Raw genomic sequence first — 17,821 nt, forward strand, 5'->3', positions numbered from 1 at the left:
GGTCGCTGGTGTCGGTCAGTCTCATGCGGCGCGCTCCTGGAAGTCGGGGAGGACGGTGGTGCCCATCGCGTCGAGGAACTCGTCCTGCTGCTTGCCGACGTGGTGGAGGTAGACGCGGTCGGCGCCGCAGTCGGCGTAGAGCGCGATCGCGTCCGAGAGCTCCTGGGCGGAGTCGGTGCAGAGCACGGACTCGGCGACCTGATCCTCGGTCGTGCGCTCGGCCGCGAGGTCGAAGTGCTCGGTCGTGTCGAGGTCCCAGCAGAGCGGCGGCTCGAAGATGTTGGTGCGCCACTGGTCGTGGGCGAGCGCGCGGGCGGCGGGCGCGCCTCCGCTCTGCGAGGGCACGTACGCGACCTGGGCCTGCACGATCACCTCGCCCCGGCCGCCCGCGTCGCGGTAGGCGGCGATGGTGCGGCGCAGCTTCTCCTCGGGCTGCGAGATGGTCGCGAAGCCGTCGGCCCACTCGGCGAGCCAGCCCGCGGTGGCGGCCGTCACTCCGGCTCCGACGAACGGCGGCGGAGTCGCGGGGCGCGACCAGACGCGGGCCCGGTCGACCGTGACCAGGCCGCGGTGGCTGACCTCCTCGCCGGCGAGCAGCGCGCGCATGACGTCGACGCACTCGCGCAGGCGGGCGTTGCGCTCGGGCTTGGCGGGCCAGCGCTCGCCGGTGACGTGCTCGTTCATGGCCTCGCCGCTGCCGAGCGCGACCCAGAAGCGGCCCGGATTCATGAGCTCCAGCGTCGCGGCGGCCTGCGCGATGACCACCGGGTGGTAGCGCTGACCGGGGGCGTTGACGACTCCGAATCCCAGCGGGGTGGATGCGAGCGCGGCGCCGAGCCACGACCAGGCGAATCCGGACTCGCCCTGCCGCTCGCTCCAGGGCGTGAGGTGGTCGGAGCACATGCCCTCGGTGAAGCCGACCTCACCGGCGCGGCGGGCGACGTCGAGGGCGGTGCGGGGGTCGAGCTGCTCGTGCGAGACGTGCAGGCCGATGGTGGGTGCGGGCATGGGGCGGCTCCGGAGGTCGAGGGCAGGGGGGTCGTCCTGTCTCGACGGTAGGTGAGGGGTGGATTCATGTCTGCTCGTTGATTTCTCAGGGTCGTGGGGGTGGTCGGGGCGCGGAGGGTGGGGCCGCCGTGCTTCCTCAGAAGTTGCGGTGACGGCGCGCGCTTCCCGCAACTTCTGGAGGACCGGGGAGATCGGAGCCGGGGTGTGCGGGCGGAGGTGCCGTGGTTCCTCAGAAGTTGCGGTAAGGGGTGGCGTCTCCCGCAACTTTTGGAGGAGCAGGGTGGGCGGGGAGGGGGTGTGCGGGCGGAGGTGTCGTGGTTCCTCAGAAGTTGCGGTGACGGCGCGCGCTTCCCGCAACTTTTGCGGAAGGGGGAAGCGCGCGAGGTCGAGTCCGCAGGAGTCGTCGTGCTCGGGCCCGAGTACGACGACTTTCGAGGGGTGGAGTGCGAGGAGTGGGCGCCGTCCACCCCCGGAACGGGCGCCACCGCGACCGTAGGGTGAGGGCATGCATCCCCTCGACGCCCGGGACCCGCTCGCGCAGTACCCCGAGCTCTTCGTCCGCACCCCCGAGGTGCGCTCCTACCTCGACGGCAACTCGCTCGGGCGCCCGTTGCGCGCCAGCATCGAGCGGCTCCAGCGCTTCGCCGAGGAGGAGTGGGGCGGCCGCCTGATCCGCGGCTGGTCCGAGAGCTGGCTCGAGATGCCGCTCTCCGTCGGCGACGCGCTCGGCGCCGCGGCCCTCGGAGCGGCGGCCGGGCAGACCGTCGTCGCCGACTCCACCACCGTGCTGCTCTACAAGCTCGCCCGCGCGGCCCTCGCGCACCAGCTGCCCCTCGGCCGCGACGAGATCGTCGTCGACACCGACAACTTCCCGACCGACCGCTACGTGCTCGAGGGCATCGCGGCCGAGACCGGAGCGACGCTGCGCTGGGTCCGCTCCGCTCCGGAGGCGGGGGTGCGGCCCGTGGAGCTCGCGCCGGTCCTCGGCGACCGCACCGCGCTCGTGCTGCTCAGCCACGTCGCCTACCGCTCGGGCTTCCTCGCCGACGCGGCCGCGATCACCGCGCAGGCGCACGACGCCGGCGCGCTCGTGCTCTGGGACGCCTCCCACTCGGTCGGCTCCGTGCCGCTGCAGCTCGACGCCTGGGGCGCCGATCTCGCCGTGGGCTGCTCCTACAAGTACCTCAACGGCGGCCCCGGCGCGCCGGCCTGGGCGTACGTCGCCCAGCGGCACCAGGAGTCGCTGACGCAGCCGATCCAGGGCTGGATGGGCGTCGCGGACATGTTCGAGATGGGACCCGGCTACCGCCCGGCCGAGGGGATGCGGCGCTTCCTCAGCGGCACGCCCCCGATCACCGGGATGCTCGCGATGCAGGACATGATCGCGCTGATCGCCGAGGTGGGGATGCCGGCGATCCGCGCGAAGTCCGAGGCGATGACGGCGTACGCGCTGGAGCTCGTCGACGAGTGGCTGGTGCCGCTCGGGGCCCGCGTGGCGACTCCGCGCGACCCCGCCGCCCGGGGCTCGCACGTCACGATCGACCACGAGTCGTCCGCGGAGCTGGTGCCGCGGCTGCAGGCGAGCGGCGTGATCCCGGACTTCCGGAACCCGGACGGCATCCGGATCGGACTGTCGCCGCTGTCGACGACGTTCGCCGAGCTGGAGCTCGGGCTCGCGGAGGTGCGCGACTCGCTGCGCTGAGCGCACCACCGCGCACCGGCCCCTGCTCCGCGCCTCCGCGACCTGTCAAGCGGCCCCCGCTCCGCGCCCCGCGTGCCTACCGTCGAACAGAGGTCGCGAGCCGCGCGGCCGACGCGAGGAGGGCATCCGATGGGTTTCTGGGGACAGCACGACGCCGGACGCGAGACCAGGCCGGTCGACGAGCCGGTCGGTGAGCTCGAGCTGGTGCACGCCTTCGAGAGCGGGCCGATGCCCACCGGGGTGAGCGTGTCCCACACCGGGCGGATCTTCGTGAACTTCCCGAAGTGGGGCGACGAGGTGCCCGCGACGGTCGTCGAGCTGCGCGACGGAGTGGCGGTGCCGTTCCCGAGCGAGGAGTGGAACAGCCCCGCGAGCGACCACGACGAGACCGCTCTCGTCTCGGTGCAGAGCATCGTCGTCGACCCGGCCGACCGGCTGTGGATCCTGGACACGGGCAGTCCGCTGTTCCAGCCCACGAAGCGGGGCGGACCGAAGCTCGTCTGCGTCGATCTCGCGACCGACACCGTCGAGAAGGTCATCGTCTTCGAGCCCGATGTGGCGCTGCCGACGACCTACCTGAACGACGTGCGCTTCGATCTGCGCCGCGGAGTCGCGTACATCACCGACTCCGCCGACTCCGGCCCCAACGGGCTGATCGTCGTCGACCTCGAGTCGGGGGAGGCGTGGCGCCGGCTGCACGAGCACCCGTCGACGAAGGCGCTGACGCCGCCCGAGATGGTGGCCGTGGCGGAGGGGCGCGTGCTGATGAAGCGGCCGGAGGACGGCGATCCGCAGCCCGTCACCATGGGTGCAGACGGCATCGCGATCTCGGCCGACGGCGAGCGGCTCTGGTACTGCCCGCTGGTCTCGCGGCGCTGGTGGAGCGTGTCGACGGCGGCGCTGGTGGACCGCTCGCTGCCGGAGGAGGAGGTCGCGGCCACGGTCGTCGACGAGGGCGACAAGGGCGGCGGCTCCGACGGGCTCGAGACCGATGATCGCGGGCGCTTCTACGCGACCGACTACGAGCACAACGCGATCCTGCGCCGCCGCACCGACGGCGTGCTCGAGACGCTGGTCCACGACGAGCGGATGCTGTGGCCCGACACGATGTCGGTCGCGACGGACGAGCACCTCTACTTCACGGCCAACCAGCTGCACCGCCAGGCCGACTACCAGGGCGGAGTGGACCTGCGCGCGTACCCGTACTCGCTGTTCCGCGTCGCGATCGGGGCGGGGCCGGTGCTGCTGCGGTGACGGGCGGGGCGTATCGAAATCCTGCCTTCTGGTGACGTGGGTCTCGATACGCCGCCTGCGGCGGCTACTCGACCAGCAGGGGGTCAGCGGGCCTTGCGGGTCTGGCGGGCGTTCTCCTTCTGCAGGGCCTCGACGAGCTCGTCCTTCGTCATGCGCGAGCGGCCCGAGATCTCGAGGCGCTTCGCGAGGTCGAGCAGGTGCGCCTTGGAGGCGTTCGCGTCGACTCCGCCCGCCGTCTCGCCTCCGCCGTCGGTGCCGCGCTCGGCCGCGCGGGAGTCGGACGGACCCTTCTCGTTCTTGCGCTCCCAGTGGTCGCCGACCTTCTCGTACTCGTGCTTCAGCGCGGCGAAGGCGGTGCGGTGGGCGCGCTCGCCCTCTCCGTAGCTCTCGACGGCGGAGTCGTGCGCCGCCGACCAGAGGTCCTGCGCGTGCTTCTCGGAGCGCTCGATGGTCGACGGGATCTCGTCGCGTGCGGGCATGGGTGCCTCCCTCTCGTCCCTCCGACGCTACGACCCGACTCCCGCCGCCATCACCCCGTTGACGAGCCCGCGAGATGCCACTCCGGTACGCCTTCGGCGGCGTGCCGCGTACCGGAGTGGCATCTCGCGCCGGCGTCAGCCCAGCAGGCGCTCGCGCACGAAGTCGCTCGCGAAGCGGCCGGAGGGATCCCACTCGCCCACCAGCGCGCGCCACTCGGGCAGGTGCGGGTAGAGCGGGGCGATCTCGTCAGCTCCCGCCAGGAAGTGCTTGCCCCAGTGCGGGCGAGCGCCCAGCGGCAGCAGCGCGCCCTCGACGGCGGGCAGCACGGCGTCGACTCCTGCGCGGTCCTTCGCGAAGGTGAAGTGGATGCCGACGCTGTCGCGCTCGGAGGCCGGCGACAGCCACTGGTCGTCGCCCGCCATGGTGCGCAGCTCGGTGATCAGCAGGACCTCGTCGATCCGGTCGCCGATCGCGCGCAGCGCCACGATCGCCTCGCGGATCCTCGAGCGCGGCACCATGTACTCGCTCTGGATCTCGTCGCCGGCGCTCGGCTCGCGGTCGAGACGGAAGTGCGGCAGCCGCTCGGACCACGGCCCGACCGACCCGCCGAACGGGTTCAGGTTCGAGTCCACTCCCTCCGACACGGCGAAGAGGCTCGCGGAGGCGGCGATCGCGCCCAGGTGCGTCGCGTCGACGTCGGCGACGCTCCCCTTCTCGACCTTGGTCTTCAGCCACAGCTGCTCGACGGTGGGGCTCGACCAGTGCGTCATGAGGCTGACGCTGTAGGCGGAGGAGGTGATCGCGTCGAAGTCGTCGAGCACGCGGTCCCAGGGCAGGTCGACGAACGCGTCCTGCCGCACGTCGAAGGTGGGCTGGATGTCGAGGGTGACGCGAGTCACGATGCCGAAGGCGCCGAGTCCGACGACCAGGCCCTCGAAGCCGGGCTCGCCGCGGCGGATCGTGCGGAGCGAGCCGTCGGCGGTGACGAGCTCGAGCGCCGAGACGGCGGAGGAGAGGTTCGCGTTGCGATCGCCGGAGCCGTGCGTGCCGGTCGAGATCGCGCCGGCGACCGAGATGTGGGGGAGCGAGCCCATGTTGTGCAGGGCGTAGCCGGCCGCGTGCAGGTGCTGCGCGACGATGCCGTAGCGCGTCGCCCCTCCGACCGTGACGGTGCTCGCGTCGGCGTCGATCACCGGGTCGGGCGAGATCCGGCCGAGGTGCAGGAGGGTGCCGGGGGTGTCGGGGAGGGCGTTGAAGGAGTGGCGGGTCCCGAGGGCGCGGATCCGGTCGCTCGAGCGGACGAGGGACTGCACCTCCTCGATCGAGTCGGGTTCGAGGATGTCGGCGGCGCGGTACTCGTACGTGCCCGCCCAGTTGCTCCGGTGCGTCATGGCCCCATTCTGCCCGGTGCCCGCCCCATTTGTTGTGCCGACCAACGAAATCCACCCGGTCGGTGCCGTGGCGCGGACGGGGCAGACCGTCACGCCGTCGAAACGACCCGGAGACACGGCCTCCCTACTGTGGGCGCAGCGGTGCCCGCGCACGGCGGGCCGCCCGCCGCGACGAAGGGACAGACCCGATGAGTGGCAACACCGTCCGCCTCCAGGCCATCCGCGACGTGGAGGCCTACGTTCCTCCGGCGCACAGCTTCGACGAGTCGGAGGCGCCCGGCGAGGTCTTCGGCGCCAACGTCTTCAGCACCGCGGTGATGCGCAAGCGCCTCCCGAAGTCGGTCTACAAGTCGGTCGTCTCGACGATCGAGCGCGGCACGACCCTGGATCCGCTGGTCGCCGACGCGGTCGCGAGCGCGATGAAGGACTGGGCGCTCGAGAAGGGCGCCACCCACTACGCCCACGTGTTCTACCCGCTCACCGGCCTGACCGCCGAGAAGCACGACAGCTTCTTCGAGCCCACGGGCGACGGAGCGGCGCTCGCCGAGTTCGCCGGCAAGACGCTCGTGCAGGGCGAGCCCGACGCGTCGAGCTTCCCGAACGGCGGTCTGCGCAACACGTTCGAGGCGCGCGGCTACACCGGCTGGGACGTGACGAGCCCGGCGTACGTGCTCGAGAACCCCAACGGCAACACCCTCTGCATCCCCACCGTCTTCGTCTCGATGACCGGCGAGGCGCTGGACCACAAGACGCCGCTGCTGCGCTCGCAGCAGGCGATGGGCGAGCACGCCGAGCGCGTGCTCGCGCTCTTCGGGCACACCGACGACGAGAAGATCGTCTCGTTCTGCGGCCCGGAGCAGGAGTACTTCCTGGTGGACCGGCACTTCTTCCTCGCCCGACCCGACCTGATGAACGCGGGCCGCACCCTCTTCGGGAGCACTCCGCCCAAGGGCCAGGAGTTCGACGACCACTACTTCGGAGCGATCCCGGAGCGCGTGCTCGGCTTCATGATGGACACCGAGCGCGAGCTGTTCAAGCTCGGCATCCCCGCGAAGACGCGGCACAACGAGGTCGCGCCCGGCCAGTTCGAGATCGCGCCGATGTTCGAGCGCGGCAACGTGGCGGCCGACCACCAGCAGCTGCTGATGACGACGTTCAAGACCATCGCGAAGAAGCACGGGATGGAGATCCTGTTCCACGAGAAGCCGTTCCAGGGGGTCAACGGCTCGGGCAAGCACGTGAACTTCTCGCTCGGCAACTCCTCGCTGGGCTCGCTGCTGGTGCCGGGAGACACTCCGCACGACAACGCGCAGTTCCTGGTGTTCTGCGCGGCCGTGATCCGCGCGGTGCACCGCTACTCCGGACTCCTGCGCGCCTCCGTCGCCTCGGCGACCAACGACCACCGCCTCGGGGCCAACGAGGCGCCTCCCGCGATCATCTCGATCTTCCTCGGAGACCAGCTCGCCGACGTGTTCGAGCAGATCGCGTCGGGCCCGGCGACCTCGTCGAAGGGCCGCGGGCACATGACGGTGGGCGTCGACACCCTGCCGCTGCTGCCGACCGATCCCGGCGACCGCAACCGCACGAGCCCGTTCGCGTTCACCGGCAACCGCTTCGAGTTCCGTGCTCCCGGATCGATGCAGTCGGTCGCGGGGCCCATGGTCACGATCAACACGATCATGGCGGAGTCGCTCGACTGGATCGCCACGCGGCTCGAGCAGGACGTCGCCGACGGGGTCGACTTCGACGCGGCCGTGCAGGCGCTGCTGACGGAGATCATCACCGAGCACGGCGTGATCGTCTTCAACGGCGACGGCTACGCGGACGCCTGGCCGATCGAGGCCGAGAAGCGCGGGCTCGCGAACCTGCGGACGACCCTCGACGCCCTGCCCGAGCTCCTCACCGAGCCTGCCCTGGCCCTGTTCGAGAAGTACCGCGTGTTCAACCACCGCGAGATGCACTCGCGCTACGAGATCGGGCTCGAGCAGTACGCGCTGACGATCGGCGTGGAGGCGCGTCTCACCCTCGAGATGGGAACCACGACCGTGCTGCCTGCTGCCGTGCGGCACCAGACCGAGCTCGCCTCGAACGTGGCCGCGATGAAGGCGGCCGGAGTGCCCACCTCGCTCGCCCCGCTGCAGGAGGTCTCGGAGCAGGTCGACGCGCTGCGGTCGGCGCTGGCGGAGCTCAAGGCGGCGCTCGCCGTCGATCCGGGGCACAGGGCGGAGGCCGAGGCGAAGCACGCCGCAGCGGCGCTGCTGCCGGCGATGGCGGGCGTGCGCACGGCGGCCGACGCGCTCGAGGACGTCGTGGCGGACGACCTGTGGCCCCTGCCGACCTACCAGGAGATGCTCTACGTGCTGTAGGGCTGCTCGCGGAGGGTCCGACCCGGTCCGGTCGGTCCCCCTCCGGCTGCTGAACATCAGCGATCGAGGGGGTCTCTCCGCTGTCAGCCGGGAGACCCCCTCGACAGCTGATGTTCTGCAGGGGGCGGGGCTGTTCGCGTCCCGCTCAGGAGCCGATGGTCGTCACCGTCGCGACCACCAGACCGAACGCTGCGACGGGGACGCCGAGAGCGCCGCCGAGCGCCGTGAGCACCCAGGCGTTCCTGCGCCGAGCGGCGGCGCGGACGCGGTCGCGGAGGTCGAGGAACCACACGAGGTGATCGGTCGAGAGCTCCGGTGCCGTGCTGCCGCGCGTCCAGGTCCGCGGCTGGACGACCGCGTGGCGCACGAGCTCGGTCGAGACCGCGCTGTGGGTCGGGGAGCGTTCCGGGCGAGGAACGCCGACAGCTCGCGGAGCGTGATCACCGCGACGCCCTCGGGCGTGCCCTTGCGGGTGAGCTTCGCGCCCACCACCACGATGACGGCGAGCACGTCGACGCTCCCGCCGGTCGCCGTGCTCAGGAGCCGCGCGGCGCGAGAGGCCTCGTGGCCCGAGTTGCGGAGGTACGGCCGCCGCTGCCCGTTCACGAGGAAGGCCTTGGGGGAGACCCACACCCGCCCGCCCGGGCTGTGCTTGGTGTTCACCGTGAGCACCCGGCCGGCGGGGCTGACGAGGACGTGGTCGATGTCGCTCCCGCGGTCGCCCACCGGCACCGAGTGCAGCACCAGCCACCCCTCGGGCAGGGAGCGGAGCTCGTCGGCGACCGCGAGCTCGCCGAGGAGGCCGGTGTACCAGCTGCGCGCGGTGGTCGGGATCGGGCTGGCCCCGAAGAGCCGGGCGGCGGAGGTCTGCGGCTGCTCGGGTGACATGGCGTCCCGCAGCGCCTGCATCAGCGCTTCTCCGGGCACACGGGTGACGAGCGACGAGTCGGACACGGGCGGCTCCTGAGTGGCGGTGCCCGCGGCGGCGGACTCCCCTCAACCTAGGGATGCAGCCCCGGGTGCCGCTGGCACCCGTCAGGGGTTCGGACTGTCCGGTCGGCGACGGATGCTCCGGTTCCTCGGATCGTGCAGTACACAGCAGAGACAAGGGGCAAGAACTCCACCGAGAGCGGAGTCGAAACCCGCAGTGGCAGGCTGGAAACCTGACCGCAACACGGTTTCCCCGTGCATCGAGGAGCGCGCGGAGACCGCCGATGGAAATCCTCCGTGCGACGAGGCGGCCGGCCACCCGACTGCGGTCGACTGGAACCCGCCTCCCCCGGCCCGCCCCACCTCACCCGTCGCCTCATTGGAGCCCGCATGCCCCTCACCGTCCTCACCCGGTCGCGTCGCCGCGCCGTGCTCGGCGCGCTCGCCGTCGCCCTGGCCACCACGACCGCCCTCACCGCCTGCTCCAGCGGGTCCGACGCGAGCGCCTCGGGCTCGGGCGAGGAGGGCTCGTTCGGCGAGGCCGCGATGCAGCTCTCGTGGGTCCCCCACGTGGAGTTCGCCGGCGAGTACCTCGCCGACGCGAACGGCTACTTCACCGACGCCGGCTTCGACTCCGTCACCCTGACCCCCGGCGGCACCGGCGCGACTGGCGCCGAGACGGCCATCGCGAGCGGATCCGCGTTCGCGGGCGTCTCCTCCCCGCTGATCACCGGACCCGCGATCTCGGAGGGCGCCGAGATGAAGATCGTCGGAGCGACCTACCAGAAGAACCCGTTCGCGATCGTCTCGCTCACCGACGCCCCGATCGAGACCCCCGAGGACATGGTCGGCAAGACCATCGGAGTCAGCGACAGCAACGACCTCGTGTGGCGCGCGTTCCTCGCCGCCAACGACATCGACGAGTCCGACGTGAACCGCGTGCCCCTCACCGACTCGACGCTGCTCACCACCGGCCAGGTCGACGGCTACATCGGCTACGCGACCGCCGGAGCGAACACGCTCAACCAGCGCGGCTTCTCGGCGCAGCAGTTCCTGCTCGCCGACACCGGCCTGCCGATGGTGGGCGAGACGATCGTGGTCGCGCAGGCGAGCATCGACGACGAGCGCGAGAAGGTGAAGGCGCTGCTGCTCGCCCTCGTGCAGGGCTGGCAGGACGCCGTCGCCGATCCCGAGGCCACCGCCGAGACCGTCGTCGCCGACTACGCGGCCGACCAGAACTACAAGGTCGAGGAGCAGGCGCAGGTCATGGTCACCCAGACCGAGCTGATCAGCACCCCCGAGACCGACGAGAGCGGCCTGCTCACCATCAGCGACGAGCTGCAGGAGCAGTCGGTCGCCTCCCTCGCGCTGACCGGCATCGAGCTCGACGCCGACGAGCTCTTCGACACCACGCTGATCGACGAGGTCTACGAGGAGCACCCGGAGCTGCTCGAGGGCTGAGCCCCGAGCACTCCCTGACGACCCGCGCGAGAGGACGAGACGTTGACCACCATCGAGAACGGCACCGAGGGCATCCGCCTGTCGGGCCTGAGCAAGCGCTTCGACCTGGGATCCCGGTCGGTGCAGGCGCTCGCCGAGGTCGACCTCGTCACTCCGCGCGGGTCGTTCCTGTCGCTGCTGGGCCCCTCCGGCTGCGGCAAGTCGACGATCCTGCGGATGCTGGCCGGGCTCGAGAAGCCGACGACCGGCTCCGTCTCGATCCACGGCACTCCCGTCGTCGGCACGAAGCGGAAGGCCGAGCTGGGCATCGCGTTCCAGGACTCGGCGCTGCTGCCCTGGCGCTCGGTGCGCTCCAACGTGCGCCTGCCGCTCGAGCTGACACGTCAGGCGTCCAAGCGCGACAGCATCCCCGACCTGCTCGACCTGGTCGGGCTGACCGGCTTCGAGGACGCCTACCCGTCGCAGCTCTCGGGCGGCATGCGCCAGCGCGCCTCGATCGCCCGCGCCCTCGTGGTGCAGCCCGATCTGCTCCTGCTCGACGAGCCGTTCGGCGCGCTCGACGACATGACGCGCCAGCGGCTCAACCTCGAGCTGCAGCGCATCTGGACCGCGCGGCCGGCGACCACCCTGATGGTGACGCACGGCATCGCCGAGGCGATCCTCCTCTCGGACACGGTGGCCGTGATGTCGCCCCGGCCCGGGCGCATCGTCGAGGTCATCGACATCGACCTCCCGCGCCCGCGCACCGTCGAGATGCTCCGCAGCCCCGAGTTCCACGCGATCGAGGACCGCATCACCGACCTGCTGTTCTCTCAGCACGGCGTGGCGATGGAGGACGAGGGGTGACCTGGCTGCGCACGAACTGGCGGGTCCTCGCCGGCCTCGCCGTCTTCGTCGCGGTCTGGTGGATCCTCGCGGAGACCGTCTACCGCGAGAGCCGAGCCGTGCCGAGCCCGGGCGCGATCGTCGCCGCGTTCCTCCGCGACGGTCCCCTCTTCTACCTCCGCAACGTCGGCGACACCGTGCTCGCCGCCGGCTGGGGCTACCTCTGGGGCACCCTCGCGGCCCTGGCGCTCGCCGTCGTCGCGCTGCTGCTGCCGTGGACCCACCGGGTCATCGAGCAGATCGGCGTGATCAGCCACTGCCTCCCGCTGACGGCGGTCGGCCCCGTGATCCTCGTGATCTTCGGCGGCCGGACCACCTCGATCTTCCTCGCCGCGCTGCTGGTCTTCTTCACCACCCTGATCGGCGCGCTGCTGGGCGTCCGCTCGGCCCCGCGCACCGCGCTCGACCTCGTCTCGGCCTACCGCGGCGGACGCTGGGCGCAGATCGTGAAGGTGCAGGCCGTCGCAGCCGTGCCCGCGACGCTCACCGCGCTCCAGGTGGGCGTGCCCGCGGCGATCCTCGGCGCGGTGCTCGGCGAGTACCTCGGCGGAGTGACGACCGGCCTCGGAGTCGCGCTCGCGGTCGCGCAGCGCCAGATGGACGTCGAGCGCGCCTGGGCTTTCGCCGTGCTGAGCGGAGTCGTCACGATCCTCGGCTACGCGCTCATCGCGGCCGTCGGACGCTGGGTCATGCCCCGCGTGACCGGCACTCCGCGCGCCACCCGCCGCTCGATCCTGCGCCGCACCGGAGGAGTCGTATGACCGCCACCGCCACCCGCGTCCCCGCCCGCCGCGCCCGCGACCTCACGCCGCGCCTCGCGCTCCGCATCGTCCGCGCCGAGCTCGTGCCGCTCGCGATCGCCGCGGTGCTCGCGATCGCGTTCTGGTACGCGTTCCTCGCGATCGCCGACATCTCGCCCCTCCTGGGCAAGACGCCGACGGACGTCGCGACCTACCTCTTCGTCGAGGCCGACGCCGCCGAGAACCGCGCGGTCGTCTTCGGCAACCTCGGAGTCACCGCGCTCGACGCCCTGATCGGCTACGCGGCGGGCATGCTCGTCGCCCTCGCGATCGCGGTGCTCTTCGTGCTCGTCCGCTCGCTCGAGGCCACCGTGATGCCGATCGCGATGCTGCTCAAGTCGATGCCGCTGATCGTGGTCACTCCGCTGATCACGCTCGCGATCGGCAACGGGATCGCGGCGGTCGCCGTGGTCGGAGCGGTCGCGGTGTTCTTCCCGGCGCTCGTGACCGTGGTGTTCGGGCTGCGCTCGCTCTCGCGCGAGTCGTTCGAGCTGGTGACGGTCTACGGGGGCTCGCCGCTGGACGTGCTGCTCAAGGTCGCCCTGCCGACCGCGGTGCCGGCGATCTTCGCGGCGGCCAAGGTGGCGGTCCCCTCCGCTCTGAGCGGAGCGATGCTGGCCGAGTGGCTGGCCACGGGGAAGGGCCTGGGCGGAGCGGTGCAGCGCGCCTCGGCGGGCTTCCGCTACGACGAGCTGTGGGCGTCGCTCGCGGTGATCACGGCGCTGGGAGTCGCGGCCTACGCCGTCGTGGCGATCGGCGAGAGACTGGCGGCCGTCCGCTTCGGCGGACAGGACTGAAGGAGCGGCATGAGCGGCAACGGAACCATCACCGGCACGATCTGGGACGGCCGACGCGCCCTGGGCACGGCGGCGCTCGCGTGGAACGGCGACGAGATCGTCTCCGTCGAGCCCGTCGAGGCGCACGGCGAGGAGGAGGGTCTCTCGATCATCCCCGGCCTCGTCGACACCCACGTCCACCTCGGCGCCTACTCGGGCGCGGGCACGGCCGACTTCGCCTCCTGGCCGCTGATCACCCCGCGCGAGGAGCGGGTGTTCCACATCGCGAACAACGCCCGCAAGGCCGCCCGCGCCGGAGTCACGACCCTGCGCGATCTCGGCGCCGACGAGCTGCAGATGACGGTGGCGCGGATGTTCGAGCAGGGCATCGCCGACGGGCCGCGGCTCGTCACGCACGGCGCCGTCGGCATGACTGCCGGTCACGGCGACCTGTTCGTGCCTCCGCACTACCCGCACCGCGACCGCGTCGCCGACAGCCCCGACGAGTGCCGGCGGCTGGTCCGCACCTGGGCGCGGGCCGGCGCCGACGGCATCAAGATCTACACGAGCGGCGGCGTGCTCTCGATGGGCGACCGGGTCGGCTGGCGCAACCAGACCGACGCCGAGATCGCCGCGACGATCGACGAGGCGCACGCGCTGGGCATGCCCGTCGCCGCACACACCCACTCCGTCGAGGGCCTCGACCGCGCGCTCGCGCTCGGCGTCGACTCGATCGAGCACGGCACCGCGATCGGGCCGCAGCACTGGGCGACGCTCGTCGAGCGGAACCTCCCGGTCGCTCCCACCCTCTTCATCAACGACGTGATCGCCGCCGGGCGTGCGCCGTCGTCGCCGGAGGCGTCGCTCAAGGCGCAGGACGTCGTCGCCACCCGCGACGCCGGGTTCCTCGCGGCGGGCGAGGCCGGGGTGCGCTTCGTGCTCGGCACCGACGCGAACGGCGTCTACGTCGACTGGGGCGAGCAGCTCGACGAGGTGCGGCGGATGCGCACGGCGTTCGGCTGGAGCTCCGAGCGCGCCTTGATCGCGGCGACGTCCGACGCGGCCGCCGTCGTCGGACTCGGATCGCGCGTGGGGCGGCTCGCGGCCGGCTTCGGCGCCGACTTCGTCGTGCTGCGCGGGCGCCCGTGGGAGAGCATCGACGACCTGCGGGCCGAGAGCATCGTGGCCGTCGTGTCCCGCGGCCGGGTCGTGTCGGGTGCGCTGCCCGAGGCGCTCCGATGACCGCCGCACCTCGCCGGTTCGTCTCGGCCGAGGCGCTCGGAGCGCCCCGCGGGGCCTACAGCCACGCGGTCGAGGCGCACGGAGTGGTCTACGGATCCGCCATCGGCCCCTTCGCGCCGGGCGACGGCTCGGTGCCCGAGGGCGTCGCGGCGCAGACCGCCGCCGCGCTCGACAACATCGAGCGGCTGCTCGGCACCGAGTTCGGCCTGGAGCTGGGCGACGTGGTGCGGATCACGATGATCCTCACCGACTTCGAGCGCGACTTCGCTGCCTCCTCCGCCGTCTACGCCGAGCGCTTCCCCGTCGATCCGCCCGCGCGCACCGTGCTCGGCGCGGCGCTGCCCGGCCCCCTCGTCGCGATGGACTTCATCGCGACGGCCCGCTGAACCGGAAGGCCCCCGTGACCCTCGACTCCTTCGTCCGCGGCCTGCCCAAGGCCGAGCTGCACGTGCACCTCGAGGGCACCCTCGAGCCGGATCTGCGCGTGCGCCTCGCCGAGCGCAACGGCCTGCCGGTGCCCGCCGCGCTCTCGTACGACTTCGACTCGCTCGCCTCGTTCCTCGCTGTCTACTACCCGGCGATGGACGTGCTGCGCGAGGAGCAGGACTTCTACGACCTGGCGACGGAGTACTTCCGCCGCGCGGCCGCCGACGGGGTGGTGCGCGCCGAGGTGTTCTTCGACCCGCAGGCGCACACCTCGCGGGGCGTGCCCTTCGAGTCGGTGATCGGCGGCTACCACCGCGCCGCCGTCGACGCGGCCGGGCTCGGGATCGACGCCGCGCTGATCCTCTGCTTCCTGCGCGATCTGTCGGCCGAGAGCGCGCGTGAGACGCTCGAGCGCGCGCTGCCGTTCGCCGACCGCCTGATCGGCGTGGGGCTCGACTCCGACGAGCGCGGCAACCCGCCGGCCAAGTTCCGCGAGGTGTTCGCGCTCGCCCGCGAGGCGGGGCTCCGGCTGACGATGCACTGCGACGTCGACCAGCCCAACAGCGTCGAGCACCTGCGCCAGGTGCTGGAGGAGATCGGCGTCGACCGGATCGACCACGGCACGAACATCGTCGAGGCTCCCGAGCTCGTCGAGCGCGTCCTCGAGCGCGGGCTCGCGCTGACTTGCTGCCCGCTGTCGAACTCGTTCGTCTCGAGCGACATGAAGGCGGTGGAGCTGCGCGCGCTGCTCGAACGCGGCGTGCGGGTGACGGTCAACTCCGACGACCCGGCCTACTTCAGCGGGTACATCGCCGACAACTACCTCGCACTGGCCTCCCGCGCCGGCTTCACCCGGGACGAGCTGGTGCAGCTGGCGCGCAACTCGGTGCTCGGCTCGTGGGCGTCGCCCGAGGTCCAGGAGGAGCTGCTCGCCCGGATCGACGCGCACGCGGCGACGGCGTAGGGGCTCTGCCTGCTCCGAACCCGCAGCTCCCCGTGGCGGGTCCCGTCGTGCGGGTGGCGGGGCGTGTGAGAATCGCCGGGTCGGTCCATCGCGGTGGATCCGGAAGTGAACCCCGGGGGATCCCGTACGACGGGGCCCGGGGTTCCGCGCTGCGTGGAGAGTCCTCGGGCGGTTCGCCTCCCGCTCAGAGGTACCGCAGCGCCAGGTGCAGGTCGACGCGGTCGGACATCGAGCCGAGGTCGCGGCCGGTCAGCGCCTCGATGCGCTGCACCCGGTAGCGGAGGGTGCTGGCGTGCAGGTGCAGGAGGTCCGCGGCCCGGCGCCACGCGCCTCCGCTCTCGAGGAACACGCGCAGGGTCTCGACCATGTCGGAGCGGTGCTCGTCGTCGTAGCGGACCAGCTCGCCGAGCACCTCGCGGGCGAAGGCGGCGCGGGTGCGCGGCGAGATCAGCTCGAGCAGGGCGCCGCTCGAGACCGGCACCGTGTGCGCGAGCACCGTGACGGGGTCTGCGGAGGAGTCGGCGGCCGCGGTCGCCCGGGCGCGGGCGGCGAGCAGCGAGGCTCCGAGCTGCCCGACGGAGCGGGAGCCGTCTCCGACGCCGATCGCGACCCGGCGACCGCGCAGGAGCCACGGCTCGGCCTCGACGGCGGCGCGGAGGGCGGGCCCCGGCTGCCTCTCCTCGTCGTGCGGATCGCCCAGGAGCAGCACCGCGCTTCCGTCGAGCACACCGCCGAGGGTCAGAGCGTGCTCGCGCTCGCCCGCCTCGCGCAGCGGCCGCAGCAGCGCCTCGGGAGGGAGCGACGGGTCGTCCGAGCGGGCGAGCACCACCCGCAGGGGCGCTCCGAGCCGTGCTCCGAGCAGGCGCAGCCGCACCGAGACCTCGCCGTCCGGCAGCTCGTCGTTCTCGACGGCGCGCAGCAGGTCGAGCAGCGGTTCCGCCGCCTGCTGTTCGCGGCGACGGGCGAGCGCGAGGCGACCGGAGACGGTGCCGGCGAGCAGGTCGGCGGCGTCGGCCGACTCCTCCGACCAGCCCCTCTGATCGCCGGTCACCACGAGCACGCCGAGCCGTTCGCCGGAGGAGGAGAACAGGGCCTTCCGGGACAGGGTGCGGCTGCCGGGAGCGACGTCCCAGCGATCGTCGGAGGAGGCGAGCGACGCGTCCCACGCGGATCCGGACTCGGCGGGGGACGGCATGCCGCCCGCCGAGGCGACGAGGACGCCGGAGCGGTCGATCACCCAGCTGCCGTGCGCGAACTCCTCGAAGAAGGCGCGGAGGGCGGCGTGCACGCCCTCGCCCGCGGCGAGGTCCTGGAGCAGCCGCCGGGCGAAGCGGGCGTCGCGGCCGAGCGTGGGCAGGTCGGCCTGCGCGAGCACCCCCGCGACGGTCTGGCCGATCGTCTTGAACGACACCTCGGGCGAGACCGTCAGCAGCGCGACTCCGTGCCGACGGCAGACCTCGGCCATGCCGGCGGGCAGCGTGCCGACGGCGATGAGGCCGACGACGATCGCCACGACTCCGCGATCGGCGACCTGGCCGACGAACCGCTCGACGCTCTCGCGCCCGGAGGTCCACAGCGCACTCGTGAGCACGACGTCGCCGGGGGAGAGGAAGCGGCCGGGGTCGGGGAGGTCGATCGTGTAGGTGCCCGAGATCGCGCGCGAGAGCTGCACCTCGTCGCCGGTCACCAGGGTCAGCTGGAGCTCGGGATGGGTGAGGAGCTCGCGGACGTTCACGCTGGGGCGGCCTCTTCGATCGTCGGACCCGCGACCGGGCGGGGACTCCAGACTACGGGCGCGGCGGAGGCCCGCTGCGGAACCTCGTCTGCGAAGGAGGTCTGGCCGCTGTCGGGCGGCGGACCCCCTTCTCGGCTGATGTTCTGCTCGCGCCACGGTCGGGATCGGCGCCTCCACGACGGAGGAGCCGACCCCCGGGGACGTGCAGGGCGTCTCGCGGGAGCCGGCTCCTCGCCTCAGTGCTGTCAGAGCGCGGTGCGGCGGCGTCCCAGTCCGAGCGCGACGGCGCCGGCGGCCAGCAGACCGAGGGCCGCGGCCGAGAGCCAGCCGCCCTCGATGCCGGTGCTGGCGAGTCCGCCGGTCGGCTTCGCGGGGGGTGCGCGGCGGCACGGCGGCGGCCG

15 protein-coding genes are annotated in these 17,821 nt (G+C 72.4%); 10 read left to right on the plus strand and 5 right to left on the minus strand.

Going from position 1 to position 17,821, the window contains the following annotated elements; genetic code table 11:
* Window positions 1-21: 21 nt before the first annotated feature.
* A complete protein-coding gene (locus B0T42_RS13320) occupies window positions 22-1,008 on the minus strand; it encodes a TIGR03885 family FMN-dependent LLM class oxidoreductase (protein WP_077223556.1) in 987 nt (328 codons plus the stop codon).
* A gap of 505 nt (window positions 1,009-1,513) precedes the next feature.
* Between B0T42_RS13320 and B0T42_RS13330 the strand changes: the two genes are divergently transcribed.
* Entirely contained in the window at window positions 1,514-2,710 is a 1,197-nt protein-coding gene (locus B0T42_RS13330; protein WP_077223558.1) for a kynureninase, read from the plus strand.
* A gap of 129 nt (window positions 2,711-2,839) precedes the next feature.
* Complete coding sequence (locus tag B0T42_RS13335; RefSeq protein ID WP_077223559.1) at window positions 2,840-3,964, plus strand: L-dopachrome tautomerase-related protein; 1,125 nt, start codon at window positions 2,840-2,842, stop codon at window positions 3,962-3,964.
* Window positions 3,965-4,047: 83 nt separating this feature from the next.
* Here the strand turns inward: B0T42_RS13335 and B0T42_RS13340 are convergent, their stop codons facing one another.
* Together B0T42_RS13340 and B0T42_RS13345 are read right to left on the minus strand one after the other, a co-directional pair.
* Window positions 4,048-4,443 (minus strand): ChaB family protein, encoded by a 396-nt coding sequence (locus B0T42_RS13340; protein WP_077223560.1) that lies wholly within the window; start codon window positions 4,441-4,443, stop codon window positions 4,048-4,050.
* A gap of 135 nt (window positions 4,444-4,578) precedes the next feature.
* The gene (locus B0T42_RS13345; RefSeq protein WP_077223561.1) at window positions 4,579-5,835 is read right to left on the minus strand and encodes an FAD-binding protein; all 1,257 of its coding nucleotides are present in this window, start codon (window positions 5,833-5,835) and stop codon (window positions 4,579-4,581) included.
* Between the two features lie 188 nt (window positions 5,836-6,023).
* Here B0T42_RS13345 and B0T42_RS13350 point away from each other — a divergent pair, with 188 nt between their 5' ends.
* Window positions 6,024-8,201 (plus strand): glutamine synthetase III family protein, encoded by a 2,178-nt coding sequence (locus B0T42_RS13350; protein ID WP_077223562.1) that lies wholly within the window; start codon window positions 6,024-6,026, stop codon window positions 8,199-8,201.
* 162 nt (window positions 8,202-8,363) lie between these two features.
* Here the strand turns inward: B0T42_RS13350 and B0T42_RS13355 are convergent, their stop codons facing one another.
* Window positions 8,364-9,155: a nuclease-related domain-containing protein gene (locus B0T42_RS13355; protein WP_077223563.1), complete on the minus strand. Its 792-nt coding sequence runs from the start codon at window positions 9,153-9,155 to the stop codon at window positions 8,364-8,366.
* Window positions 9,156-9,521: 366 nt separating this feature from the next.
* Here B0T42_RS13355 and B0T42_RS13360 point away from each other — a divergent pair, with 366 nt between their 5' ends.
* From B0T42_RS13360 to add, 7 genes are read left to right on the plus strand one after another with little or no spacing between them, the layout of a single operon-like run.
* On the plus strand, window positions 9,522-10,592 hold the full coding sequence (locus tag B0T42_RS13360; protein WP_077223564.1) for an ABC transporter substrate-binding protein: 1,071 nt from the start codon (window positions 9,522-9,524) through the stop codon (window positions 10,590-10,592).
* A 42-nt stretch (window positions 10,593-10,634) separates the two neighbouring features.
* Complete coding sequence (locus tag B0T42_RS13365) at window positions 10,635-11,438, plus strand: ABC transporter ATP-binding protein (RefSeq protein WP_055789413.1); 804 nt, start codon at window positions 10,635-10,637, stop codon at window positions 11,436-11,438.
* Entirely contained in the window at window positions 11,435-12,238 is an 804-nt protein-coding gene (locus B0T42_RS20120; protein ID WP_158078131.1) for an ABC transporter permease, read from the plus strand. The genes B0T42_RS13365 and B0T42_RS20120 overlap by 4 nt, the downstream gene beginning before the upstream one ends.
* On the plus strand, window positions 12,235-13,074 hold the full coding sequence (locus B0T42_RS13375; protein WP_077223565.1) for an ABC transporter permease: 840 nt from the start codon (window positions 12,235-12,237) through the stop codon (window positions 13,072-13,074). Before B0T42_RS20120 ends, B0T42_RS13375 begins: the two co-directional genes overlap by 4 nt.
* Before the next feature lie 9 nt (window positions 13,075-13,083).
* Entirely contained in the window at window positions 13,084-14,295 is a 1,212-nt protein-coding gene (locus B0T42_RS13380; protein WP_077223566.1) for an amidohydrolase family protein, read from the plus strand.
* The gene (locus tag B0T42_RS13385) at window positions 14,292-14,681 is read left to right on the plus strand and encodes a RidA family protein (RefSeq protein WP_055789420.1); all 390 of its coding nucleotides are present in this window, start codon (window positions 14,292-14,294) and stop codon (window positions 14,679-14,681) included. The genes B0T42_RS13380 and B0T42_RS13385 overlap by 4 nt, the downstream gene beginning before the upstream one ends.
* 14 nt (window positions 14,682-14,695) lie before the next feature.
* The gene (gene add / locus B0T42_RS13390; protein ID WP_077223567.1) at window positions 14,696-15,685 is read left to right on the plus strand and encodes an adenosine deaminase; all 990 of its coding nucleotides are present in this window, start codon (window positions 14,696-14,698) and stop codon (window positions 15,683-15,685) included.
* A gap of 184 nt (window positions 15,686-15,869) precedes the next feature.
* Here add and B0T42_RS13395 read toward each other — a convergent pair whose 3' ends face one another.
* The gene (locus B0T42_RS13395; RefSeq protein WP_158078132.1) at window positions 15,870-17,420 is read right to left on the minus strand and encodes a PucR family transcriptional regulator; all 1,551 of its coding nucleotides are present in this window, start codon (window positions 17,418-17,420) and stop codon (window positions 15,870-15,872) included.
* Window positions 17,421-17,821: the final 401 nt, after the last annotated feature.

Source organism: Rathayibacter rhapontici, from assembly GCF_001995175.1.
Classification (GTDB): domain Bacteria; phylum Actinomycetota; class Actinomycetes; order Actinomycetales; family Microbacteriaceae; genus Rathayibacter.